At 66.8% G+C, this 23140-nt stretch carries 22 protein-coding genes; 8 read left to right on the top strand and 14 right to left on the bottom strand.

What is annotated here, in order from left to right; all coding sequences use genetic code 11:
• Nucleotides 1-43: 43 nt before the first annotated feature.
• From lptF to FG94_RS26235, 4 genes are all read left to right on the top strand, one after another.
• Nucleotides 44-1210 (top strand): LPS export ABC transporter permease LptF, encoded by a 1167-nt coding sequence (gene lptF / locus FG94_RS22475; RefSeq protein WP_036216344.1) that lies wholly within the window; start codon nucleotides 44-46, stop codon nucleotides 1208-1210.
• The gene (gene lptG / locus FG94_RS22480) at nucleotides 1207-2391 is read left to right on the top strand and encodes an LPS export ABC transporter permease LptG (protein ID WP_036216346.1); all 1185 of its coding nucleotides are present in this window, start codon (nucleotides 1207-1209) and stop codon (nucleotides 2389-2391) included. Before lptF ends, lptG begins: the two co-directional genes overlap by 4 nt.
• The gene (locus FG94_RS22485; protein ID WP_036216348.1) at nucleotides 2391-2759 is read left to right on the top strand and encodes a sirohydrochlorin chelatase; all 369 of its coding nucleotides are present in this window, start codon (nucleotides 2391-2393) and stop codon (nucleotides 2757-2759) included. The genes lptG and FG94_RS22485 overlap by 1 nt, the downstream gene beginning before the upstream one ends.
• Nucleotides 2760-2960: 201 nt before the next feature.
• A complete protein-coding gene (locus FG94_RS26235; protein ID WP_051997005.1) occupies nucleotides 2961-5234 on the top strand; it encodes a DUF4214 domain-containing protein in 2274 nt (757 codons plus the stop codon).
• A 116-nt stretch (nucleotides 5235-5350) separates the two neighbouring features.
• Here the strand turns inward: FG94_RS26235 and cobA are convergent, their stop codons facing one another.
• Genes cobA through FG94_RS22520 form a run of 6 tightly spaced genes read right to left on the bottom strand, consistent with a single transcriptional unit; the run spans nucleotide 5351 to nucleotide 11335 of the window.
• Entirely contained in the window at nucleotides 5351-6067 is a 717-nt protein-coding gene (gene cobA, locus FG94_RS22495; protein ID WP_036216351.1) for a uroporphyrinogen-III C-methyltransferase, read from the bottom strand.
• A gap of 13 nt (nucleotides 6068-6080) precedes the next feature.
• Nucleotides 6081-7388 carry a sulfate adenylyltransferase subunit 1 gene (locus FG94_RS22500; protein WP_051997006.1) on the bottom strand — a complete coding sequence of 436 codons (1308 nt, stop codon included), beginning with the start codon at nucleotides 7386-7388 and terminating at the stop codon, nucleotides 6081-6083.
• Nucleotides 7388-8326: a sulfate adenylyltransferase subunit CysD gene (gene cysD, locus FG94_RS22505; protein ID WP_036216356.1), complete on the bottom strand. Its 939-nt coding sequence runs from the start codon at nucleotides 8324-8326 to the stop codon at nucleotides 7388-7390. The genes FG94_RS22500 and cysD overlap by 1 nt, the downstream gene beginning before the upstream one ends.
• 26 nt (nucleotides 8327-8352) lie before the next feature.
• Nucleotides 8353-9069, bottom strand: coding sequence for a phosphoadenylyl-sulfate reductase (locus FG94_RS22510; RefSeq protein WP_036216358.1), 717 nt, complete (start codon nucleotides 9067-9069; stop codon nucleotides 8353-8355).
• Nucleotides 9070-9090: 21 nt separating this feature from the next.
• Nucleotides 9091-9654, bottom strand: coding sequence for a DUF934 domain-containing protein (locus FG94_RS22515; RefSeq protein ID WP_036216361.1), 564 nt, complete (start codon nucleotides 9652-9654; stop codon nucleotides 9091-9093).
• Nucleotides 9647-11335 carry a nitrite/sulfite reductase gene (locus tag FG94_RS22520; protein ID WP_036216363.1) on the bottom strand — a complete coding sequence of 563 codons (1689 nt, stop codon included), beginning with the start codon at nucleotides 11333-11335 and terminating at the stop codon, nucleotides 9647-9649. The genes FG94_RS22515 and FG94_RS22520 overlap by 8 nt, the downstream gene beginning before the upstream one ends.
• Nucleotides 11336-11523: 188 nt before the next feature.
• Here FG94_RS22520 and FG94_RS22525 point away from each other — a divergent pair, with 188 nt between their 5' ends.
• Together FG94_RS22525 and FG94_RS22530 are read left to right on the top strand one after the other, a co-directional pair.
• Complete coding sequence (locus FG94_RS22525; protein ID WP_036216366.1) at nucleotides 11524-12462, top strand: CysB family HTH-type transcriptional regulator; 939 nt, start codon at nucleotides 11524-11526, stop codon at nucleotides 12460-12462.
• Nucleotides 12463-12477: 15 nt separating this feature from the next.
• Entirely contained in the window at nucleotides 12478-13137 is a 660-nt protein-coding gene (locus FG94_RS22530; protein ID WP_036216368.1) for a class I SAM-dependent methyltransferase, read from the top strand.
• A gap of 11 nt (nucleotides 13138-13148) precedes the next feature.
• Here FG94_RS22530 and FG94_RS27990 read toward each other — a convergent pair whose 3' ends face one another.
• Together FG94_RS27990 and ygiD are read right to left on the bottom strand one after the other, a co-directional pair.
• Complete coding sequence (locus FG94_RS27990; RefSeq protein WP_051997007.1) at nucleotides 13149-13718, bottom strand: hypothetical protein; 570 nt, start codon at nucleotides 13716-13718, stop codon at nucleotides 13149-13151.
• Between the two features lie 124 nt (nucleotides 13719-13842).
• A complete protein-coding gene (gene ygiD / locus FG94_RS22540; protein WP_036216369.1) occupies nucleotides 13843-14709 on the bottom strand; it encodes a 4,5-DOPA dioxygenase extradiol in 867 nt (288 codons plus the stop codon).
• A 155-nt stretch (nucleotides 14710-14864) separates the two neighbouring features.
• On the opposite strand from ygiD, the gene FG94_RS22545 reads away from it, so the two are divergent.
• Nucleotides 14865-15374 carry a hypothetical protein gene (locus FG94_RS22545; RefSeq protein WP_036216371.1) on the top strand — a complete coding sequence of 170 codons (510 nt, stop codon included), beginning with the start codon at nucleotides 14865-14867 and terminating at the stop codon, nucleotides 15372-15374.
• 12 nt (nucleotides 15375-15386) lie between these two features.
• Here the strand turns inward: FG94_RS22545 and nhaA are convergent, their stop codons facing one another.
• From nhaA to FG94_RS22560, 3 genes are all read right to left on the bottom strand, one after another.
• The gene (nhaA, locus tag FG94_RS22550; protein ID WP_036216373.1) at nucleotides 15387-16604 is read right to left on the bottom strand and encodes a Na+/H+ antiporter NhaA; all 1218 of its coding nucleotides are present in this window, start codon (nucleotides 16602-16604) and stop codon (nucleotides 15387-15389) included.
• Nucleotides 16605-16784: 180 nt separating this feature from the next.
• A complete protein-coding gene (locus FG94_RS22555; protein WP_036216376.1) occupies nucleotides 16785-18257 on the bottom strand; it encodes a sodium:alanine symporter family protein in 1473 nt (490 codons plus the stop codon).
• A gap of 222 nt (nucleotides 18258-18479) precedes the next feature.
• A complete protein-coding gene (locus FG94_RS22560) occupies nucleotides 18480-18884 on the bottom strand; it encodes a DUF2141 domain-containing protein (protein WP_036216379.1) in 405 nt (134 codons plus the stop codon).
• A 124-nt stretch (nucleotides 18885-19008) separates the two neighbouring features.
• Here FG94_RS22560 and FG94_RS22565 point away from each other — a divergent pair, with 124 nt between their 5' ends.
• The gene (locus tag FG94_RS22565; protein ID WP_036216383.1) at nucleotides 19009-19545 is read left to right on the top strand and encodes a sterol desaturase family protein; all 537 of its coding nucleotides are present in this window, start codon (nucleotides 19009-19011) and stop codon (nucleotides 19543-19545) included.
• Here FG94_RS22565 and crtB read toward each other — a convergent pair.
• The 3 genes from crtB to crtY are packed head-to-tail and all read right to left on the bottom strand — an operon-like array spanning nucleotide 19448 to nucleotide 23138.
• Complete coding sequence (gene crtB, locus FG94_RS22570) at nucleotides 19448-20422, bottom strand: 15-cis-phytoene synthase CrtB (RefSeq protein ID WP_036216385.1); 975 nt, start codon at nucleotides 20420-20422, stop codon at nucleotides 19448-19450. The two genes, FG94_RS22565 and crtB, sit on opposite strands and share 98 nt — an antisense overlap.
• The gene (locus tag FG94_RS22575; RefSeq protein WP_051997009.1) at nucleotides 20419-21972 is read right to left on the bottom strand and encodes a phytoene desaturase; all 1554 of its coding nucleotides are present in this window, start codon (nucleotides 21970-21972) and stop codon (nucleotides 20419-20421) included. The genes crtB and FG94_RS22575 overlap by 4 nt, the downstream gene beginning before the upstream one ends.
• Complete coding sequence (gene crtY / locus FG94_RS22580) at nucleotides 21969-23138, bottom strand: lycopene beta-cyclase CrtY (protein ID WP_229446036.1); 1170 nt, start codon at nucleotides 23136-23138, stop codon at nucleotides 21969-21971. The genes FG94_RS22575 and crtY overlap by 4 nt, the downstream gene beginning before the upstream one ends.
• Between the last annotated feature and the right edge of the window lie 2 nt (nucleotides 23139-23140).

A 23140-nucleotide genomic window follows, 5' to 3' on the forward strand; every position in this document is an offset into this window, starting at 1 on the left:
TTGCAAACTCATGTGCCTAACCTGCAATTATAGCTATTATTGAATGATCTTTCGACGCGCCCTGCAACGTGAATTGGCCAGTTCGGCCGGCGCCACCTTTACGGTGCTGTTCACGATCCTTGTCACCTGGACGCTCATCAAAGTCCTCGGCACGGCCGCCGGCGGCAAGGTCGATCCAAGCGATGTCCTGGCCCTCATCGGTTTCGCCATCCTCAATTACCTTCCCACCATCCTGACCCTCACCGTCTTCATTTCGGTGCTGGCGGCGGTCACGCGCAGCTACCGCGATTCCGAGATGGTCGTCTGGTTCGCGTCCGGCACCTCGCTGATGCGCTGGATCCGCCCCGTGCTCACCTTCGGCCTGCCGATCGTGGCCGTGGTGGCCGCGCTGTCGCTGGTGGCGGCGCCATGGGCCGCGCTGAAGCGCGCCGAGTTCGTGGAGCGCTTCCAGAAGCGCGAAGACCTCAAGCGCGTGGCGCCCGGCCAGTTCCGCGAATCCTCGTCCGCCGACCGCGTGTTCTTCGTCGAACGCTCCACCACCGGCGCCACCGTGGTGCAGAACGTGTTCGTCAATTCGCAGGACAAGAACGGCAATACCTCGGTCGTCGTCGCCAAGGAAGGCGTGATCGAGTCGGATTCCAAGGGCGGCCAGTACCTGGTGCTGAGCAATGGCCGGCGCTATTCCGGCACCCCGGGGCAGGCCGACTTCCAGTCGATGGAGTTCGACCGCTACAAGATGCGCGTCGCCACCCGGGTGCCGGTGCTCGGCACCGACACGCCCACCAACGCCTTGCCCACCGCGGTGCTGCTGCAGGTCGAGAACCAGTACACCCGCGCCGAGCTGCTGGCGCGCATCTCGGCGCCGGTCATCTGCCTGGTGCTGATGCTGCTGGCGATCCCGCTCGGCTTCGTCAACCCGCGCGCCGGCAGTTCGGCCAACATGATCCTGGCGCTGCTGATTTTCTTCACTTACCTGAACCTGAACAAGATGATGGAGAAGAGCGTCCAGCGCGGCAGGCTCGAGTTCGACATGGCCTGGTGGCCGCTGCACCTGGCCGCCGCGCTCACGGTGGCGGTGCTGTTCGCCTGGCGCCTGAACGTCAACCACCGCTGGCATCCGCTGGCGCTGCTGGGCGCCTGGAAGCGGCGCCGACGCGGGCAGGGCAAGGCCCCGGCTCCCCAGCCGCTGGCGAAGGCGGAGGCCGAATGAGCATCCTGCAACGCTATTTCGCGGTCAACATCCTGCAGGCGGTCGCCTTCGTCGCGGTCGCCTTCCTCGCCCTGATCTCCTTCATGGACCTGACCGCCGAGCTGCCTTCGGTGGGCAAGGGCGGCTACGAATTCGAGCATGCGGTGATGTACGTGCTGCTGCTGGTGCCGGGCAACGTCTACCAGGTGATGCCGGTGGCGGCCCTGATCGGCACCATCTACACGATGGCGCAGTTCGCCTCGAGCTCCGAGTTCACCATCATGCGCGCCTCCTCGATGTCGACGCGCATGGCGGGCTGGATGCTGTTCAAGGTCGGCCTCGTGCTGGTGCTGATCACCTTCATCTTCGGCGAACTGATCACGCCGCGCACGGCGCCGATGGCCGAGCGCGTGCGCCTGGCGGCGAAGGGCTCGACCATGTCGGCCGAGTTCCGCTCGGGCATGTGGACCAAGGACAGCATCCATGCCGAGGGCGTCAAGGGCCCGGTGATCGGCACGCGCTTCTTCAATGTGCGCCAGGTCCGTTCCGACGGCCAGCTGGTCGACGTGCGCCTGTACGAATTCGACGCCAACATGCGCATGCGCGCCCTGATCACCGCCAGCAGCGGCAGCTACCGCGGCAACAATACCTGGCGCCTGCTTGGTGTCACCGAGACCATGTTCTCCAACAGCCGCGTGCTGCCGGCGCCGGGCACGCCGGTGCCGCAGGGGCAGTCGATTGCCGCCACCTTCGGCCAGGACACCTCCGCCGTCGCCACCCGCAAGCTCGACAGCCTCGACCTGGCCTCGGAGATCACCCCCAAGATCCTGTCGGTGTCGCGTTCCGACCCCGAGCGCATGTCGGCCAACGAACTGGCCGTCTATACGCGCCACCTGGCGGAAAACCGCCAGGAGACCGGTCGCTTCAAGGTGGCGTTCTGGAAGAAGCTCATCGATCCGCTGTCGATCCTGGTGCTGATGGCGCTGGCGCTGCCCTTCGCCTACTTGCACACGCGCAGCGGCGGCGTGAGCCTCAAGATCTTTGTCGGCATCATGATCGGCGTCGGCTTCCTGCTGCTGAACGCCTTGTTCTCGAACCTGGGCGTCCTGACCGCGCTGCCGGCCTTCTTCACGGCGGCCGCACCGAGCCTGCTGTTCCTGCTGTTGGCGATCGGCGCCCTGATGTGGGTGGAAAGACACTGATGAAACGCGCACTCGTCCTGTTTGCACATGGCGCGCGTGCCCAATCCTGGGCCGCGCCTTTCGAGCGCCTGCGCGAGCAGTCGCAGAGCAGGCTGCCCGACGTGCCCGTGCGCCTGGCCTTCCTCGAACTGATGGACCCGCGCCTGCCCGCCGCCGTCGATGCGCTGGTGGACGAGGGCGTCGACGAGATCACGGTGGTGCCAGTGTTCCTGGGCCAGGGCGGCCACCTGCTGCGCGACCTGCCGCAGCTGGCGGATGCCATCCGCGCCGCGCATCCGGGCCTGCGCCTGGAAGTGGCCGGTGCGATCGGCGAAGACCCGCAGGTGCAGGCGGCCATGACCGACTATTGCATCCGCGCGCTGGGGTAAAGTATTTTTGTCGTCCTGTCCAGTTTCGTGCTGGCAAAGCACTAACAGGCTTGGCAAAGCGGGCAATATTACGTTGGATTTCCGCCATATTGCCGCACAGAATTTAATTTCCTTCTTTAAATACTCGTTTCCGTAGGGCATCATCGTTTCTGTTCAGTGCCGCGCACGCCCGCGCGGCCAGCTTTCAGAAACCTGCCGCCCATGAGCACCGATACCGCCGATTACGCCCCAGTCGGCATCCTCGACGACCGCGATGTCCTGTTCACCACCCTGCGCAGCGGCGAGCTTGCCGCCACGCTGACCCCGATCGACTGGGGCCTGCCGACCGGCGGGCGCTGGGTCATCGATGGCCAGTCGGTGCCTGGCCTGTTCTCGATCTCCTACAACCCGGCGACCGACACCACGGCGCGCTTGATCCTCAATGACGCGGCGCTGCTGCCGGCCGCCGGCAGCGGCGTGGCGGTCACCGTGCATTACTACGACCGCTACCAGATCGACGGCAACGGCAATCCGCTGCCGGGCAAGGGTATCGCCGAGACGCTGGTGTACAGCGTCGAAGCCGGCAGCTCGCGCGACCTGCCCGGGTTCGGCAGCGAGTTTGCCCTCGGTGCGGCGGCGCCTTCCGCCAACCCCGAACTTGCGACACTGTCGACCGGCGCGTTCATCGCCGTCTGGCAGGCGCCGAACGGCAGCGTGGTCGGGCAGCTGCGCAGCGCCAGCGGCGCCGCACAAGGGCAGGTCATCGCCATCAGTTCGACCGGCGACGGCGCCGTGGAAGGCGCGCCCGCGGTGGCCGCGCTGGCGGACGGCCGTTCGGTGGTGGCCTACACCAGCACCGACGGCCTCGGTACCCGCATCGCCTACCGCGTTCTCGACGCCGGCGGCAATCCGGGCGCCGAAGTCGTCGTCGGCGCCGCCGGCCTTGACACGGCCATGCCAGACGTGACCGCATTGCGCGACGGCTCCTTTGCGATCGCCTGGCGCAGCGGCGGCCAAGTGCACGTGCGCAGCGCCGACGCCAACGGCAACCCGCAAGGCGCCGAGCAGGTCTACGGCACGCTGGGGACGGCCTTCAGCCCGAGCATCTCCGCCGGCGCCGGCGGCTACGTCGTCGCCTGGGGCGAGCTGGGCGACGGCAACGTCTACGCCGCGCAGGCCGGCGGCGCGACGATCCTGGTGAGCGGCGACGGGCTGGCCGCCAGCATCGCCACGGCGGCGCCGCAGCCGAGCGTCACCGTGCTGGCCGGGGGCGGCTTCGTGGTGACCTGGGACAGCTATGCGAATTCCCCATGGGGCTTCGCGAGCAGCGACATCTTTTTCCAGCGCTTCGACGCCGCCGGCAATCGCCTGGGCGACATGACGCAGGCCAACCTGGATGCCGGCGGCGGCCGCTTCGAAGCCAGCACGGTCGCGCTGGCCGACGGCGGCTTCCTGGTCGCATGGCAGAGCGGGAGCGGCGACTTCGACGGCAACGGCGTCTTCGGCCGGCGCTTCGCCGCCGACGGCAGCGCACTCGATGCGCGCGAATTCGGGATCAACGAAATGCGCCAGGGAGACCAGGCCAACCCGGTCCTGAGCGCACTCGCGGGTGGCGGATTCGCCGCCGCCTGGATCGATACCCAGGCCGATGGGAAGGTGCAGGTCGAGGCCCGCGTGCTGGCCGGGATCGAGCCGCCGCCGATGGTCTCGGCACCGGCGACGGGCACGGCGCCGGAGCCAGTCCCGGCTCCAGCCCCGGCCCCAGTTCCAGCGCCGGTCCCGGCCCCGGCTCCGGCTCCAGCTCCAGTTCCAGCCCCCACGCCATCCACGGGTTCGGGCAGCACGGGCACCACTACCGGCAGCGGCTCCTCCATCGCTCCCACGGTGAGCGGCAGCGATGGCGCCAACCTGATCAAGGCAATGGCGGGCAACCAGAGAATCGACGGCCTGGGCGGCATCGACACGATCGAGTACGGCAGCTACAAGAGCCTGTTCGACATCACGCGCACCGCGACCGGCACGACCGTCGTCGATCGCTTCGGCGCCGGCGGCACCGACACGCTGGTGAACGTCGAGCGCCTGAAGTTCGCCGACGTCTCGGTGGCGCTGGACATCGAGGGCACCGCCGGCCAGGCCTACCGCCTGTACCGGGCAGCCTTCGACCGCGCGCCGGACAAGGAGGGCGTGGGCTACTGGATCAAGATGATGGATGCGGGCGTGACGCTGGAGCAGGTGGCGGCGGGCTTCACCGGCAGCGACGAATTCAAGAGCCTGTACGGCGCCAACGCGAGCGACGCGCAGTTCGTCGGACTCCTGTACAACAACGTGCTGCACCGGAGCGCCGAAGGCGCGGGCTACGATTACTGGATGAAGGCGCTGACCGAGCTGCACACCCCGCGCGAGCAGGTGCTGGCCTTCTTCAGCGAGAGCGCCGAGAACCAGGCGCAGGTGATCGGGGCGATCCAGAACGGGATCGAGTTCACGCCGTGGGCATGAAGTAATTCGTAGGGTGGGCGGCTTCGCCGCCCACGCGGTGAGCGTTATCGGCTCCGTTATCGGGTTCGACGATCTCGCTGCAAACTATCACCGCGTGGGCGGGAGACCCGCCCACCCTACAATTGATGTTCGCGTTTGGCGAGTGCCTCGCCGAGCATCACCAGCACCGGTCCGTGGCCCGGCTCCAGGCCGCGCGCCAGATCGGATAAGGTCAGCCGCAGGATACGCTCATCCGCCCGGCTGCAGTTTTCCACCACGACGACGGGCAGGTCCGACCGCCGTCCTTCCGCCAGCAGGCGCTCGGCGGTGGCCGCGGCTTCGCGTCCGCCCATGTACTGCACCAGGGTGTCGGTCTCGGGCAGGGCAGGATGGTCGGGCTGGTCCGGCGCGGTGCTCGACGTGAAGAAGGCGACGCTGCGCGCCACGCCGCGCTTGGTCAGCGGCTGCTTGGTCGCAGCGGCAGCCGCAACCGCGGTGGTGATGCCGGGGACGACTTCGACCTCGATGCCGGCCGCTTCCAGCGCGCGCAGTTCTTCGTCGGCGCGCCCGAACAGCATCGGATCGCCGCCTTTCAAGCGCACCACCTGCCTGAACTTGCCGGCGCATTCCACCAGCTGCTGGTTGATGATGGTTTGCGCGGTGGAGCGCTGGCCCGAGCGCTTGCCGACGGAAATCAGCTCCGCCTGGCGGCACAAGGCCAGCATCTCGGGCGTGACGAGGGCGTCGTAGAGCACGACGTCGGCCTGCTCCAGCAGGCGCGCGCCGCGTACGGTGATGAGGTCGGCGGCACCGGGTCCGGCTCCTACCAGATAGACTTTCCCCAGTGCCCCCATACGCTTCCTTCGCTTATTGATCCAGACGGATCATACCCGCTGCGACGGTCTGGTGGGTGACTTCGTCGATCAGGATGAAGGCGCCCGTTGCGCGGTTGTCGCAATAGGCGTCGGCCGCCAGCGGCTGCTGGACCGAGAGCTGCACGGTGGCGATGTCGTTCAGCTTCAGGCCCTCTGCCGCATGACGTTGCTGGGTGTTGACGTCCAGGATGCTGTCCACCTGCTTGACCTTGGCGGCGGTCTGGCGGGTGCCGTGCTTGATCCAGTACTTGCGGCGCGCATCGAGCGGCTCGTCCGACATCCAGCACACGTCCGCCACCACCTGCTTGAGCTGGGTTGCCGGCTGCTCGGCGCTGGCGAGCAGGTCGCCGCGCGAGATGTCCAGGTACTCGTTCAGCAGCAGGGTGACCGACTGGCCGGCCACGGCCGATTGCAGGGAACCGTCGAAGGTGACGATCTCCTTGACGGTCGCCTGCTGGCCCGAAGGCTGCACCACCAGCTTGTCGCCGACCGAGACCTTGCCCGATTCGATGCGGCCCATGTAGCCGCGGAAGTCATTGGCTTCGTGGCCGTTGTGGCGCGCCACCAGCTGCACCGGGAAGCGGAACGGGGCGGCGTGCGATTCGTCGTAGACCGACAGGCCTTCGAGCAGCTCGATCAGGGTCGGGCCCTGGTACCAGGGCATGCGCTCGGAGGCGAGCACCACGTTGTCGCCGCTGAGTGCCGACAGCGGGATCGCCGTCACGTCCTTCAGGCCCAGCGACCGGGCGAACTCGCCGTAGGCGGCGACGATGCGCTCGTACACGGTCTGGTCGTAGTTCACCAGGTCCATCTTGTTGACGGCCACGATCACGTGCTCGATCTGCAGCAGCTTGGCGATGGTCGAGTGGCGCTTGGTTTGCGTGAGCAGGGTCACGCTGCCGTCGTCGCCCAGTTTCACTTTCGAGACGTCCACCAGGATGATCACGGCATCCGCAGTCGAGGCGCCGGTGACCATGTTGCGGGTGTACTGCTCGTGGCCCGGGGTGTCGGCGATGATGAACTTGCGCTTCGGGGTGGCGAAGTAGCGGTAGGCCACGTCGATGGTGATGCCCTGTTCGCGCTCGGCTTCCAGACCGTCGGTCAGCAGCGACAGGTCGATGGTGTCGCCCACGGTGCGCTTGTGCTTCGAGCGCGAGACGGCGGCCAGCTGGTCGGCGAAGATGCCCTTGCTGTCGTACAGCAGGCGGCCGATCAGGGTGCTTTTGCCATCGTCCACCGAGCCGGCGGTGATGAAGCGGAGCATGCCGCTTTGATTGAGGTTGTCGGTCATGGCGTTCATCAGAAATATCCTTGCTTCTTGCGCTTTTCCATCGAGGCTTCGGAGGTCTGGTCGTCCATCCGGGTCGCGCCGCGTTCGGTCACTTCGGTGACGGCTGTCTCGGCGATGATGTTTTCCACGGTGCTGGCGGTGGACGCCACCGGGCAGGTGCAGGAGATATCGCCCACGGTGCGGAAGCGCACGGTACGGGTCTCGACCTGTTCGCCTTCGCGGGCCGGGGTCAGCGGGGTGAGCGGCACCAGCAGGCCGTTACGCGGGATGACCTGGCGCTCGTGCGCGAAGTAGATCGGGGGCAGGGCCAGCTTTTCGCGGGCGATGTACTGCCACACATCCAGCTCGGTCCAGTTCGAGATCGGGAACACGCGGATGTTCTCGCCGGGGTGGACGCGGGTGTTATACAGGTCCCACAGTTCCGGGCGCTGGGCCTTCGGATCCCACTGGCCGAACTCGTCGCGGAAGGAGAAGATGCGCTCCTTGGCGCGCGCCTTTTCCTCGTCGCGGCGGGCGCCGCCGATGCAGGCGTCGAAACCGTGTTCGGCGATGGTCTCCAGCAGGGTCACGGCCTGGGCCGCGTTGCGCGAATCGGTGGCCGGGTTACGCAGGCGCACGGTGCCGCGCCTGATCGACTCCTCGACCGAGCCGACGATCAGGCGCTCGCCCAGTTCCGCCACACGGGCATCGCGGAAGGCGATCACTTCGTCGAAGTTATGGCCGGTGTCGATGTGCACCAGCGGGAAGGGGAATTTACCCGGGCGGAAGGCCTTTTCGGCCAGGCGCAGCAGGACAACCGAATCCTTGCCGCCCGAGAACAGCAGGGCAGGGTTGCTGCATTCGGCCGCCACTTCGCGCAGGATGTGGATGGCCTCGGATTCGAGGGCGTCGAGGTGGCGCGCATTCACGTCGGTGAGCACGCCCGGGTTGTCGAATACTGTCGTCATGTTGTTTTGCCTTTGGGTGAGCTGCTTTACGCGGCCACGGATTTGATGCGAATGAGTTTGCCGTCGACCACGTGCAGGCCGCATTCCTTCGATTCGGGGTTTTCCCACCACCAGCGGCCGGCGCGCACATCCTCGCCCGGCTGGATCGCGCGGGTGCAGGGCTCGCAGCCGATCGACGGGTAGCCGCGGTCGTGCAGGGCGTTGTAGGGCACGGCGTTGGAACGCAGGTACTCCCACACGTTCTCTTCCGACCAGTCGGCCAGCGGGTTGAACTTCTGCATGCCGTGCGCGGCATCGTCTTCCTGTACGGCCAGTTCGGCGCGGGTGGTCGACTGGGCGCGGCGCTGGCCGGTGATCCAGGCCTGCTTGCCGGCCAGGGCACGGCCCAAAGGCTCGACCTTGCGCACGCGGCAGCATTCCTTGCGCATCTCGACGCTGTCGTAGAAGGCGTTCAGGCCGTTCTGCGCCACGTAGGCTTCGACCGCTTCCGGCTGCGGCTTGAACAGGGCGATCTCGTAGCCGTAGGTCTCGCGTACGCGATTGAGCATGTCGAGGGTCTCGGCATGCAGGCGGCCGGTCTCGAGCGAGAAGATCCCGATCGGCAGCTTCGCTTTGAGGATCAGGTCGGTCAGGACCATGTCCTCGGCCGCCAGGCTCGATGCGAACACGGCGGGCGAGTAATCGCGGGCGATGCGCGCCAGGATGGCGTTCGTTTCGTCGACGCGGCGATGGAGGTCGCTCATGGTGGTTCCTTGAATGCTTCCTTAGATGCCGGCGCCGACGTCGGTCAGTTCCGGCGGCGTGCCGCGCGGCGCGCGGCGGAACAGCGGCAGCGGCTGGTCGACCGAGGCCTGGTAGGTTTCCGAGAACACGGTCAGGCCCTTGAGTGCGTCGTGGATGCTGCGGTCCTGGCGGGTGGCGAAGGCATCGAAGCCGACGCGCGACAGGGGCCACAGCTGGTCGCGCAGCACGTCGCCGATCGCGCGCAGCTCGCCGTTGTAGGCCAGGCGCTTGCGCAGGTTGAAGGCGGTCGAGTAGCCGCGGCCGTCCGAGAACTTCGGGAAGTCCACGGCGATCACGCCAAAGCGCGACAGGTCGTCCTTGATGGCGGCGGCCCCTTCGTCCGGCGCCAGCCAGACGCCGATCTCGCTGCGGCCGGAAAGCAGAGCGCGCTGCGCCTGCCACACGCCCAGCGGTACGATGAACTTGCCTTCCGGGACCTCGACGGATTCCGGGGTTTCGCCCTCGGCGAGACGCAGCACGCTCCAGTCGTCCTCGACCACTTCGCGGTGTTTGATGATCTGCTTGTGCAGGACGAAATTAGGCATAGTGGTCTTCCCCAACCAGTTCGCCCGCCGCGATCGGCGTGGCATAGACATGTTCCTTGAACGGCGCGATGCCGAGACGCTGCACGGTGTCGACGAAACGTTCGCCTTCATAGCGCTCGCGCACGTAGACTTCCAGCAGGCGGCCGACCACTTCCGGCATCTGCAGCGCCGAGAAGGACGGGCCGATGATCTTGCCGATCGCCGAGTTGTTGCCCTGCGAGCCGCCGATCGACACCTGGTACCACTCGCTGCCGTCCTTGTCGACGCCGAGGATGCCGATGGCGCCCACGTGGTGGTGGCCGCAGGCGTTGATGCAGCCCGAAATGTTCAGTTCAATGTCGCCGATGTCGTGCTGGAAGTCGAGGTTGTCGAAACGCTCGGCAATCGCCGCCGCGATCGGGATCGACTTGGCATTCGCCAGCGAGCAGAAGTCGCCGCCCGGGCAGGCGATGATGTCGGTCAGCAGACCGATGTTCGGCGTTGCCAGGCCCTTGGCCTTGGCCAGCTGCCACAGTTCGAACAGCTTCGATTGCTCGACGTCGGCCAGCACCAGGTTCTGCTCGTGGGTCACGCGCAGTTCGCCGAAGCTGTACTTGTCGGCCAGGTCGGCCACGAAGTCCATCTGCTCGGCGGTCGCATCGCCCGGCGGCACGCCGGTTTTCTTGAGCGACAGCACCACGGCGGCATAGCCCGGCACCTTGTGCGGCTTGACGTTGCGGTTGAGCCAGTTGGCAAAGGCGCGGTTGTCCGGATGCTGGGCGGTCGGATCGGTGTCTTCGAGCGTGGCGTAGCCGTGCGGCTGGAACCACTGGGCGACGCGGTCGAATTCTTCCTGGGTCAGGGTTTCCGGACCGTCCTTCAGGTCTTTCCACTCTTCTTCCACCTGGCGGGTGAATTCCTCGACGCCGAGGGCCTTCAGCAGGATCTTGATGCGGGCCTTGTACTTGTTGTCGCGGCGGCCGTGCTGGTTGTACACGCGCATCACGGCTTCGGTATAGGTCAGCAGGTGCTGCCAGGGCAGGAAGTCGCGGATGACCGAGCCCAGGATCGGGGTACGGCCCATGCCGCCGCCGGCCATGAACTTGAAGCCGACTTCGCCAGCATCGTTCTTCACGAGCGTGAGGCCGATGTCGTGGATGGCGATCGCGGCGCGGTCTTCGACGGCGCCGTTGATCGCCACCTTGAACTTGCGCGGCAGGGCGATGAACTCGGGGTGGAAGGTGCTCCACTGGCGCAGGATCTCGGCGAACGGACGCGGATCGATGATCTCGTCGGCGGCGACGCCGGCGAATTCGTCGGTGGTGATGTTGCGGATGCAATTGCCCGAGGTCTGGATGGCGTGCATCTCGACCGAGGCCAGGTCTTCCAGGATCTGCGGAGTCTGCTCCAGCTCGATCCAGTTGTACTGGATGTTCTGGCGGGTGGTGAAGTGGCCGTAACCGCGGTCATACTTACGGGCAATATGAGCGAACATGCGCATCTGCTTCGACGCCAGCAGGCCATAGGGCACGGCCACGCGCAGCATGTAGGCGTGGCGTTGCATATAGAGGCCGTTCTGGAGGCGCAGGGGGATGAATTCTTCTTCGGTCAGCTCATCGTTCAGGCGGCGTTCCACCTGGCTGCGGTACTGCGCGATGCGTTCGCGCACGATGAGATGGTCGTAGTGGTCGTAGCGGTACATGGTCTCGTCCAGTGAGGGCAGACCTTGCAAACATTGTCCACCCGTTAAATGTATGGCCAAGTGTACGGATGGGTGCTTATATTCCAAACTACGGAGAATTCATTTGCTTATATGCGTAACTTGAATAAGCATCTTAAAATGTCATCTGCTGACGCTTTAACAAGACCAATAGAACAACCGACCACCACATGAACCTTCACCAGCTGCGCTTCGTGCGCGAAGCCGTGCGCCAGAACTACAACCTGACCGATGCCGCCAAGGCGCTGTTCACCTCCCAGCCGGGGGTGTCGAAAGCGATCATCGAGCTCGAGGAGGAGCTCGGCGTCGACATCTTTACCCGCCACGGCAAGCGCATCCGCGGGTTGACCGAGCCGGGCCGGCTGGTCCTGCAGTCGGTCGAGCTGATCATGCAGGAGATCGACAGCCTCAAGCGCATCGGCAAGGAATACGCGGCCCACGACAGCGGCAGCTTCACCATCGCCACCACCCACACCCAGGCGCGCTACATGCTGCCCAAGGTGGTGCAGGGCTTCATGCAGAAGTACCCCAAGGTGCGCTTGTCATTATTGCAAGGAAACCCGAAGCAGATCGCCGACATGGTCAAGAACGACCAGGCCGACCTGGCCATCGCCACTGAGTCGATCGCCGCCATCGACGGCCTGATCACGCTGCCGTGCTACCAGTGGGAGCACGTGCTCGTGGTGCCGCAAGAACATCCCCTGCTGCGCTCGAAAGCGGTGTCGCTGGAGGAAATCGCCGGCTACCCGGTCATCACCTATGACGCCGCCTTTGCCGGCCGCAGCAAGATCGACCACGCCTTCGGCCTGCGCCACCTGAAGCCGGACGTGCTGCTGGAAGCGATCGACGCCGACGTCATCAAGACCTACGTCGAGCTGGGCATGGGGGTGGGCATCATCGCCGGCATGGCCTTCGACCCGGAACGCGACCGCAACCTGCGCGCGATCCCCGTCGGCCACCTGTTCGGCATGAACACCTCGCGCGTGGCGATCAAGCAGGGCGCCTACCTGCGCAGCTATATCTATACCTTCATCGAACTGCTCGCCCCGACCCTCAACCGCAAGATGGTCGAGTCCGCCATGCGCGGCGGCGAGAACTACGAACTGTAATTACAAGGAAACACCATGAGCACCAACCCAGTCGCCGACTTCTATACCGCGATCGCGGACCATTACGACGCCCAGTTCCACGACGAGGGCGACGAGGAGCGCCAGGACGACCTCGACGACGTCGCCGAGCAGGTCGGCGAGCTGTTGCGCGGCCACACCGTGCTGGAACTCGGTTGCGGCACCGGCTACTTCACCGACGTGATCGCCGAAACGGCGCAATCGGTGCTGGCCACCGACATCAGCGAAGCGATGCTGAACGTGGCGCGCGAGCACGGCGAAGGGCTGGAGAACGTGCAGTACCGCGTGGTCGACGCACTGAACCTGCCTACCGACCTCGGCAAGTTCACGGCGGTATTCGCCGGCTTCCTGTGGTCGCATTTCAAGAAGGAAGAGCAGGACGCCTTCATCGCCGGACTGCGCGCCCGCATCGGCTCGAATGCGCTGCTGGTGCTGATCGACGACGAGTACGTCGAAGGCGCCAGCCCGACGGTCGCGCGCACCGACGCCCAGGGCAATACCTGGGCCCAGTTCGTCGATGCCGACGGCAAGCGCCACGAGCTGCCCAAGAACTACCCGACCGACAGCGCGCTGCGCAAGCGCCTCGGCACGGCGGTGCGCGAGATCAAGATCGGTCGCTGGGACAGCTGCTGGGCGCTGACCTGCCGCCTGAAGTAAACCCTGCCGGCTTAAAAACCGCGGCCCATCCCGATACCCATGTTGCCGCCGCCCGGCGCGCCGCCGCCAGGCATGCCTCCCGGCCCGCGGCCGCCGCGGCCGCCGCCCTCCGGCTTGCCGCCACCTTCCCTGCGGCCTCCGCCAGCGCCCGGTCCCGGCGGCTGGCGTTCCAGCATGCTCCTGAAGCGCGCCAGCACCAGGCCTCGTTGCCGGTCGTCGAGCGCATCGTTCATCGTGAACCAGATCTCGCGCAGTTCCTTGTCCTCGTCGTGCACCGACGCCGCCTCGTCGGCGAGCGCGCCGGCCAGGCCGCGCAGTTCGGCGGACGGTTCGTTGGCGAGCTTCTTGGCGGCGGCATCGAGTTCGTCGCGCCTTTCCTTGCGCAGCCGCAGGATGGCGCGCGTCTTGCGCATGCTCTGTTCCCACAGCAGGTTCTGGTTGTCGGTCAGGCCGAGTTCCTTCTTGATGTCCGGCGCCTGCATGAGCAGGTCGTCGGCGCGCCAGTCGGTGACGGGGACCGCGTAGGCCAGCGTCTGGGTGCACAGGAAGGCGGCGGCGAGGGCGAAGGTAGCGAGCTTCATGGATGCAAGGGGAAGAGAAGGGAAAGCCATTCTCTGTTGCCTGAGCGTTAAGCGCGGTTGCTCATCTGTAAGCAAATGTTGCGGGGCTGCGCCGGCCGTGCGGTCGCTCTGAAGCCAGCCCGGATCAGATATTCGTCTGTTCGGGCGGCACCCGCTCCGGCAGCGTCTGCGAGTCGGCTGCGTCCCCGAGCTGGATCGGCGCCCGCATGCCGACCACATAGCTCGTCATGCTGAGCGAACCGAGCGCCCTTGCCTCGGCAAACGGGACGGCCGGCTCGCCGCTGGCCCGGCACAGGCCGGCAAGGTAGGCGAGGGGCAGGAAATGCTCGGGCGTGGGCACGGCGAGCGCGTAATCCGGCGAGGACTCTATTTCGGCCAGGTCGCCCGGCGCGGTCGTCATCAGCGCGCGCACGCGCGCGTCGAAGCGGTCTGCCCAGTCGAAGCCCCCGCTTCCACGCGCCCAGTCGACCAGCCGCAGATTGTGGACGACGTTGCCGCTTCCCAGGATCAGGACGCCGCGATCGCGCAGCGGCGCCAGGCGCGCATCGAGCTCCATGTGATAGGCGAGCGGGGCGGCGGCCTGGATCGACAGTTGCACTACCGGTATGTCCGCCTCGGGAAAGACATGCGCAAGGACCGACCAGGTACCGTGGTCGAGGCCCCAGCTGTCCATGTCCAGGCCGATATAGGTGGGTTTCAGTAGTTCGGCGACTTCATGCGCGACGTCGGGACTGCCGGGCGCGGGATAGCCGAAGGCAAACAGCTCCTTCGGAAAGCCGTAGAAGTCGTGGATCACCTTGGGGTTCGGCATCGCGGTGACTGCGGTCCCCTGGATGAACCAGTGCGCCGAGATGGCCAGCACGGCGCGCGGCCGCGGCAGCAGGCGCCCGAGCGAGCGCCAGGTCTCCGTAAACTCGTTGATTTCGAGCGTGTTCATGGGCGAACCGTGGCCGATGAACACGGCGGGCATGCGAGAGGCGCTGGTCGACATGGTGCTTGCTCCTTGGCCGCGCTGCGGCGAATCCGGTGTCGTCGATAGTACTACGGGACAGTCATGCGAGACGGCGCGCCAGGCCGGCGACATCATCTTGTAATATTGACTACATTTGAGTGACCGTCAAACGACTTGCACAGGAGTCCGTCACAATGAACTTTCGCAGCCTGCTTTCCTCCGTACTGATCGGCGCCGTCGCCAGCGCACGCTCGATGACCCCGATGGCCACCATCGCCACCGCCCGCATGGCCAAGCGCGACACCCCCGGCGAGCTGTTCCTGCTCGACCGCCCGCTGTTCAAGTACGGCGCACTGGCGATGGGCGCGGGTGAACTGATCGGCGACAAGATGAAAACCGCGCCCGACCGCACCGTGTTCCTGGGGCTGCTGGCGCGGGTCATGAGCGCCGGCATCGCCGGCGCCGCGCTCGCGCCCAAGGGCCGGGAAAAGGCCGGCGCGGCGGCCGCGGTTGCCACCGCCGTGCCGCTTGCCTACCTGACGCTGGCCGGCCGCAAGCAGGCCATGGCGCGCATCGGCCAGACCCGTAGCGGCCTGATCGAAGACGCGCTGATCGTCGCCGCCGGCAGCGCCATCGTGGCCTTGTCGACCCGCGGGCAGCACGAGCATGGGCGCACGCCGCTGCAGCGCGCCTATGCCCGCTGAGCGGCGCTGCTCTTAGCGGGGCGGCTCGTCCGCCTCGAAATCCAGCGTATCGGTATCGCGGTCCGTGGCCAGCGGGCCTCCCAGCAGCTTGAGCCAGGTGAAGCCGGCAACGCCCGCCACCAGCGAAGCGACCAGGATCGCCATCTTGGATGCATTGATGGTGTCGCCCGCGCCAACGAAGGCCAGGTTGGTGATGAAGATCGACATCGTGAAACCGATCCCGCCCAGCAGGCCGGCGCCCAGGATGTGGCGCCAGGCCAGGTCCAGCGGCAGCCGGCACAGCCCGAGCGCGACCGCCGCAAAACTGAACAGGAAGATGCCGACCGGCTTGCCGACCACCAGGCCGGCGATGATGCCCAGGCTGTTTGCGCTCAGGAGTTCGGTTTCCCAGCCGGCCCCGATGATGATGCCGGTATTGGCCAGCGCGAAGATCGGCAGGATCAGGAAGGTCACCGGCTTGTGCAGGACGTGTTCCAGCCGGTGCGAGGGCGACTCCGCATCGTCTTCCCTGCTTGAATACGGAATCGTGAAGGCCAGCAGGACACCCGCGATGGTCGCGTGCACGCCGGACTTGAGCATCAGGAACCACATCAGCGCGCCGCCTGCTAGGTACGGCAGCAGCGCCATCACGCGCAACACGCGGTTCAGCGCCAGCAGGCCGGCGAACACGGCCAGTGCACCCAGCAGGTAGAGGAAGGACAGCTCGGCGGTATAGAACAGGGCGATGACGATGATCGCCCCCAGGTCGTCCATCACCGCCAGGGCCGTCAGGAAGATCTTGAGCGAGGCCGGCACCCGGCTGCCCAGCAGGGCCAGCACGCCGAGCGCAAAAGCGATATCGGTCGCCATCGGAATGCCGACGCCGGCCTGGGTGGCGCTGCCGGCGTTCAGGCCGAAGTGGATCAGGGCCGGCACCGCGATGCCGCCCGCGGCGGCCAGCATCGGCAGCATGGCGTTCTTCAGGTCGGACAATTCGCCGTTGACCAGTTCGCGCTTGAGCTCGAGGCCGATCAGCAGGAAGAAGATCGCCATCAGGGCGTCGTTGACCCAGTGCTCGATGCTCAGGCCGGCGACGACCTGGTGCCAGAAGCCGAGCCAGGCGGGACCGAGCGTGGAGTTGGCGATCGACAGCGAGAGGATCGTGCAGAGGATCAGGACGATGCCGCCGGCCTTGCTCGACTCGAAGAATTCCTTGAAGCTCAGCGAGAGGGGACGTTCGATGCGGATCATGCGGCCTCCGGGGCGGCATGACGGCAAAGGGAGATGAAAACGGGATGGATGCTGTGCATGGGATGGTCGCGAATAAGCCGCGTGGCGGCCCGACCATCGCGCATCCTGTCGTGCCTTGCCCGGCACGATCACCCGCGACCATGATACCACGCCCGGGTTGCCGGGCGTGGCTTGCTGCGCTTAGCGGACGGTTTCGGCGGCCTTGTCCTGCGCTGCCGCCTGGCTGTTACGCTGCACCCAGTAGTCGGCGTTCTTGATGCCCAGCGCCACCGGATCGAAGACCGGGTCCTTGCCCTGCGCCTTCTGCGCCTCGTAGTCGCGCAGGCACTTGAAGGCCACGTTACGCATCAGGAGGATGGCGATGATGTTCAGCCAGGCCATCAGGCCCACGCCCAGGTCGCCCAGCGCCCATGCCGCATCGGCGGTCTTGATGGCGCCGTAGAAGGTCGCTGCGATCATGCACAGCTTCAGCACGAAGGCCATCCAGGGACGGCTGGTGGCGCGGTTGATGTAGGCGATGTTGGTTTCGGCGATGTAGTAGTAGGCCACGATCGTCGTGAAGGCGAAGAACAGCAGGGCGATGGCGACGAACAGCGCACCGAAGCCCGGCATGATGTTCTCCAGCGCGGTCTGGACATAGCCCGGTCCGGCCGCCACGCCCTGCACGCCGGTGAACATCGGGCTGCCGTCCGGCGCCTGCACGTTGTACTGGCCGGTAATCAGGAGCATGAAGGCGGTGGCCGAGCACACGAACAGGGTGTCGACATAGACCGAGAAACCCTGCACCAGGCCCTGCTTGGCCGGGTGGCTCACTTCCGCCGCCGACGAGGCGTGCGGGCCGGTGCCCTGGCCGGCTTCGTTCGAATACACGCCGCGCTTGACGCCCCACTGGATCGCCATGCCGATGATGGCGCCGAAACCGGCTTCCAGGCCGAAGGCCGAGCTGAAGATCAGGCTCAGCACGCCAGGCAGCTGTTCGATGTGCAGGGCCACGATGATGCAGGCCACCACGATGTAGCCGAGCGCCATGAAGGGCACCACGTATTCGGCGAAGGTCGCGATGCGCTTGACGCCGCCGAAGATGATGAAGGCCAGCGCGATCGCCAGCAGCACGCCGGTGACGGTGGTATCGACGCCGGCGGCGGTCTTCAGGCTTTCGGCGATCGAGTTGGCCTGCACGCCCGGCAGCAGCACGCCGGTCGCGAGGATGGTCACGAACGCGAACAGCAGGGCGTACCACTTCACGCCCAGGCCCTTCTCGATGTAGAAGGCGGGGCCGCCGCGGTACTGCTTGTTGATCGATTCCTTGTACACCTGGCCGAGGGTGGACTCGACGAAGGCCGAGCTCGCGCCCAGGAAGGCCATCATCCACATCCAGAACACGGCGCCGGGACCACCGAAGGTGATGGCGGTGGCGACGCCGGCGATGTTGCCGGTGCCGACGCGGCCTGCCAGGGTCATGGTCAGCGCCTGGAAGGACGAAACACCCTGGTCGGAGCTTTTCCCGTCCATCATCAGGCGGGTCATTTCCCGCAAATGACGCAATTGCAGGAAGCGCGATCGGACGGAGAAATACAGCCCGGTGCCCAGGCACAGCGCGATCAGCGCCGTGCTCCAGACATATTCGTTCAGGGTGTTGACCAACTCATTCATTGTCTTGTTTCTCAGTGGCAAGGAAATACGGGCTTTGTGGGCCCGTCTTCGTGTGATGGACACGGCCGGAAACGCTGCCCGGCCTCTCGTGGATAGCAAAGATACCTGAAGAGTTAATCGATTCCTATCGTTATTTTTGAGCTCGCCGGACATGCCTTAGAATCGTGCGCGGGAGGCGGCCGCGGGCGACGCCGCGGGGCACGCGGGCACGCTTTCGGTGCGTCAGTGCAGCTTGATCGGCGCCACCGTCGTCCCTTCGCGCACCTCGATGGCGGCGTCGTCGAAATCCGGCGGGCCGAAGCGGCCGGCGGCGTCGCGGCTGAAGCCGTAGTTTTCCGTGGGGATGCCGAGGAAGTTGCGGTCGAGCTGATTGTTCCCGTTCTCGTCCTGGTAGGCCAGCACCGCCCAGGTGCCGGGCGGGATGTCGCGGAAAGCGACCACGGTCTCGCCGGCCTGGGCCGGCACCGAGGCGTGGTGGGCGCACTGCTTGAGGAAGCGCTCGCGGTCGCACACGGCGACGTTGATCTTGCCCTTGCCGCCGGCGACCTTGGTTACCCGCACTTCGACCGTGGCGGCGGATGCGGGCAGCGCCAGCAGCAGGGCGCAGGAAAGCAGTAGGTGACGCATGGATGTCCTTTCGTTGATGAAGAATGCTTGTACCGTCGCTGAACCGCAGCAGGGTGCGTGCGGCACTTGTGCGGCGCGATGCCTGTGGTAGGCTCGATGTATCCGTTTAACTCATTTTTTCGCCATGCTGCTCAATGCCCTCGTCGTCGTGCTCACCGTCGTGCTGATGGAAGTGTTTTCCATCGTCGCGCACAAGTATGTGATGCATGGCTTCGGCTGGGGCTGGCACCGCTCGCACCATGAGCCCCATGGTCCACATCGCGGCTGGTTCGAGAAGAACGACCTCTACGCCGTGGTGTTCGCGGGCGTGGCGATCGCCCTGATCTGGTTCGGCACCGAAGGCGCCTGGCCGCTGCAGTGGATCGGCGCCGGCATGACCGCCTACGGCGCCCTGTACTTCGTCGCCCACGACGGCCTGGTGCACCAGCGCTGGCCGTTCCGCTACACGCCGAAGCGTGGCTACCTCAAGCGCCTGTACCAGGCGCACCGCATGCACCATGCGGTCGAGGGCAAGGACGGCGCCGTCTCCTTCGGCTTCCTGTACGCGCCCCCGGTCCACCTGCTCAAGCAGGCCTTGCATGCGCAGCACGGGGGGCGTCCACCGCGGCGCCAGGACGCTGCCACAGCGCCGGATCGCGCGGCAGCGCCGCAGGACCACTGAAGCGCGAACCGAGGGCGCTTGCCGCGCCCTTGGCAAGCAGCCACAGCTTGGTCGCCTTGCCCGTGCCGGCGCGCTCGTCCCAGGCATGCGCGCCGCGCCGTTTCACCACGATGCCGATCTGCCGATACACGTTGCGCGCGCTGGCGATGGCCCAGGCCGAGCGCAGCGGCAGGGCGGCGATGCCTGCGCCGGCCGAGTGGTAGTAGGGTTCGGCGTGGTCCACCAAGCGCGCCGCCACCTTGGCCAGCTGTGCGCGGTAGCGCGGATCGGCCAGCTCGCGGGGCGGAATGCCGGCTTCGCGCAGCCATTGCGCCGGCAGGTAGCAGCGCCCCATGCGGGCATCCTCGACGATGTCGCGCGCAATATTCGTCAGCTGGAAGGCGAGGCCCAGGTCGCAGGCGCGGTCCAGCACGCGCGGCTCCTGCGCACCCATGATCGAGGCCATCATCAGGCCGACCACGCCGGCCACGTGGTAGCAGTAGCGCAGCGTGTCCTCGATGGTTTCGTAGTGCATCTCCTGGACGTCCATCGCGAAGCCGGCCAGGTGGTCGAGCGCGAAGCGCGGGTCGATGCGGTGGCGCAGCGCCACTTCCTGGAAGGCGGCAAAGGCCGGGTCGCGCATCGGCTCGCCAAGGTAGGCGCGCCGGGTCTGGTCTTCCAGCACGGCCAGCTTGGCGGCGGCATCGGGCGGCGCGCCGCCCGGCAGGTTGAAGCCGAGCTCCTGGCCGTCGACGACGTCGTCGCAGTGGCGGCACCAGGCATACAGCATCAGCACGCTGCGCCGCGTCGCCGGATCGAACAGGCGCGCCGCCGCCGCAAAACTCTTGGACCCGACTTCGATGCTGCGGGTGGCGTGGTCCATCAGCGCTTCGCTCATGCCCGCAGCTCCTGCACGCGCGGCGCGGCGACCGGCGATTGCGCGGCTTCGCCGAGCATCAGGCCGGCGGTCGCCTTGGCCGAGCCGATCACGCCCGGCACGCCGGCGCCCGGATGGGTGCCGGCGCCCACCAGGTAGAGATTGGAGAGTTCGCTGTCGCGGTTGTGCGGACGGAACCAGGCGCTCTGGGTCAGGATCGGCTCGAGCGAGAAGGCCGAGCCCAGGTGGGCATTGAGCTGGTCGCGGAAGTCGATCGGGGTGAAGAAGCGGCTGGTGACGAGTTGGCTGCGCAGGCCCGGCATGTAGCGCTGTTCGAGGTAGTCGAAGATGCGGTCGCGGTAGCGCGGACCCTCCACGGACCAGTCGATCGGCGCGTTGCCCAGGTGCGGCACCGGCGCCAGCACGTAGTGGCTGCCGCAGCCGGGCGGGGCCAGCGACGGGTCGGTGACGCAGGGCGCGTGCAGGTAGAGCGAGAAGTCCTCGGCCAGTTCCTGTCCCTGGAAGATGTCCTTGATCAGCTCGCGGTAGCGCGGGCCGAAGCAGACCGTATGGTGCTGCAACTGCTCGTGGTGCTTGTCCAGGCCGAAGTAGAGCACGAACAGCGAATTGCTGAAGCGTTTCTTCTGCAGCGCCGCGCCTTCGGCCTTGCCGCGCGGGTGCTGGCCGAGCAGCCTGGCATAGGTGTGCACCACGTCGGCGTTCGAGGCCACAGCATCGGCGCCAAACAGGCGGCCGTCCTCCACCCGCACCCCGGTCACCCGGTTGCCGGAGGCTTCGATCTGCGCCACCGGCGCATTCAACTCGATGCGCCCGCCGATGTCCTGGAACAGCCTGACCATGCCGCGCACCAGGGCGCCGGTGCCGCCGCGCGGGAACCACACGCCCCATTGCCGCTCCAGGGCGTGGATGAGCGTGTAGATCGAACTCGTGGCGAACGGGTTGCCGCCCACCAGCAGCGAGTGGAAGGAGAAGGCCTGGCGCAGCTGCTCGTCCTGGATGAATTTCGCCACCAGGCTGTACACGCTGCGCCAGGCCTGCAGGCGCGCCAGCTGCGGGCCGGCCGCGATCATGTCGCGGAAGGAGAGGAAGGGCACGGCGCCGAGCTTCAGGTAGCCCTCGTCGAACACGGCCTTCGAATAGGCCAGGAAGCGGCGGTAGCCTTCCACGTCCTGCGGGTTGCGCGCGTGGATCTGGCGGTCGAGCGCCTCCTGGTCGTTGGCGTAGTCGAAGTGGCTGCCATCTTCCCAGCACAGGCGGTAGAAGGGCGTCACCGGCAACAGCTCGACGTAGTCGGACAGGCGCTTGCCGGCCAGCGTGAACAGCTCCTCGATGCAGGAGGGATCGGTGATGACGGTCGGCCCGGCGTCGAACACGAAGCCTTCGTCCTCGTAGACATAGGCGCGGCCGCCCGGCTTGTCGCGCTTTTCCAGCAGCGTGACCTGCATGCCGCTGGCCTGCAGCCGGATGGCGAGCGCGAGGCCGCCGAAGCCGGCGCCGATCACCACGGCCTGTTTTCCTTGTTCGATACGATCGCTTGTGAACTGAGTCATGCGGGTTTCCTGATCTGGTCGGGGTGAATCTTGCATGCCGCCGCCAGGGCTTGCGCCACCGGCACCGGCGGTTTGCCGCTGAGGACCCGCGCCTTGTCGGCCAGGCGCGGCCGCCCGGCATAGAAGCGCGCGATCAGCGGCGCCGGCAGGCGGTAGAAGCGCTGCATCACGCGCCAGCGCTGCTCCGGGCGGCCGGCGAGGAAGAGCATGCGGTTGAGCAGGCGGAAGAAGCGCTGGCCCTGCCATTCGCGCCGCGCTTCCATGCGGATCGCCGCGAACAGCTGCGGCGCCCCGAACGCGCCCAAGGCCGCGATGTGCTCGGCCAGGCGCACCGCGTGCGGCAGCGAATAGCCGGTGGTCGGATGGAACAGGCCGGCGCGCAGGCCGCTGCTGGGCTGCCCGGCCAGCTCGTCCCAGAAGGCGTCGAAGTCGCCGGCCAGCACGATCGGCAGCGAGCCGTGTTCCTCGCGCAGCACCTCGGCTACCTGCCAGCCGCGCGCGGCCACGTAGGCCGCGATGTTGGCGCGCAGCCGCTCGGGCTGCCAGGCGGCGCTGTCGACGTAGTGGGTGTCCTCGACCAGCAGCCGGTCCGGGCCGAAGGGCAGCAGGTAGACGAAGCGGTAGCCGCCTTGCTGCTCGACCCCCGCATCCATGATGACCGGATGGGCCAGGCCGTGCGGCGCGGCCAGGCGCAGCTCCTGGCCCAGGAAGGTCTGGTAGCCGAGCGACAGATGGCCGCTGGGACGCATGCCGCGCCCGTCGATGACGGCGCGCGCGTGGATGGTCTGGCCGTCCGCCAGGCGCACGCTGGCCGGCGTGAGCGACGCGATGCGCACGCGGGTGAGCAGGGCGGCGCCGAGCGCCGGCTCGATGACGCGCGCGAAATCGCTGGAGGCGATGCTGGCGTAGCCGCCTTCGAGCGTGCGCGCCAGCTCGGGGAAGGCGACGTCGTAGCGCGGCCAGCGTTGCGTGACGAGCGGGGCGATCCAGGCGCGCTGGGCGGGCTGAAGGTCGCTGTCGTGGAAGGACCAGGTGTGGTTGCCGCCAATGTGAGCGCCGCTTTCCAGCAGCAGGATGCGCAGCTCCGGTCGCAGGCTGCGCAGGCGCCAGGCCAGCAGGCCGTTGGCGAGTCCGCCGCCGGCCAGCACCAGGTCGTAGTCGGGCATGG

Source organism: Massilia sp. LC238 (genome assembly GCF_000735635.1).
GTDB classification, from domain to species: domain Bacteria; phylum Pseudomonadota; class Gammaproteobacteria; order Burkholderiales; family Burkholderiaceae_D; genus Telluria; species Telluria varians.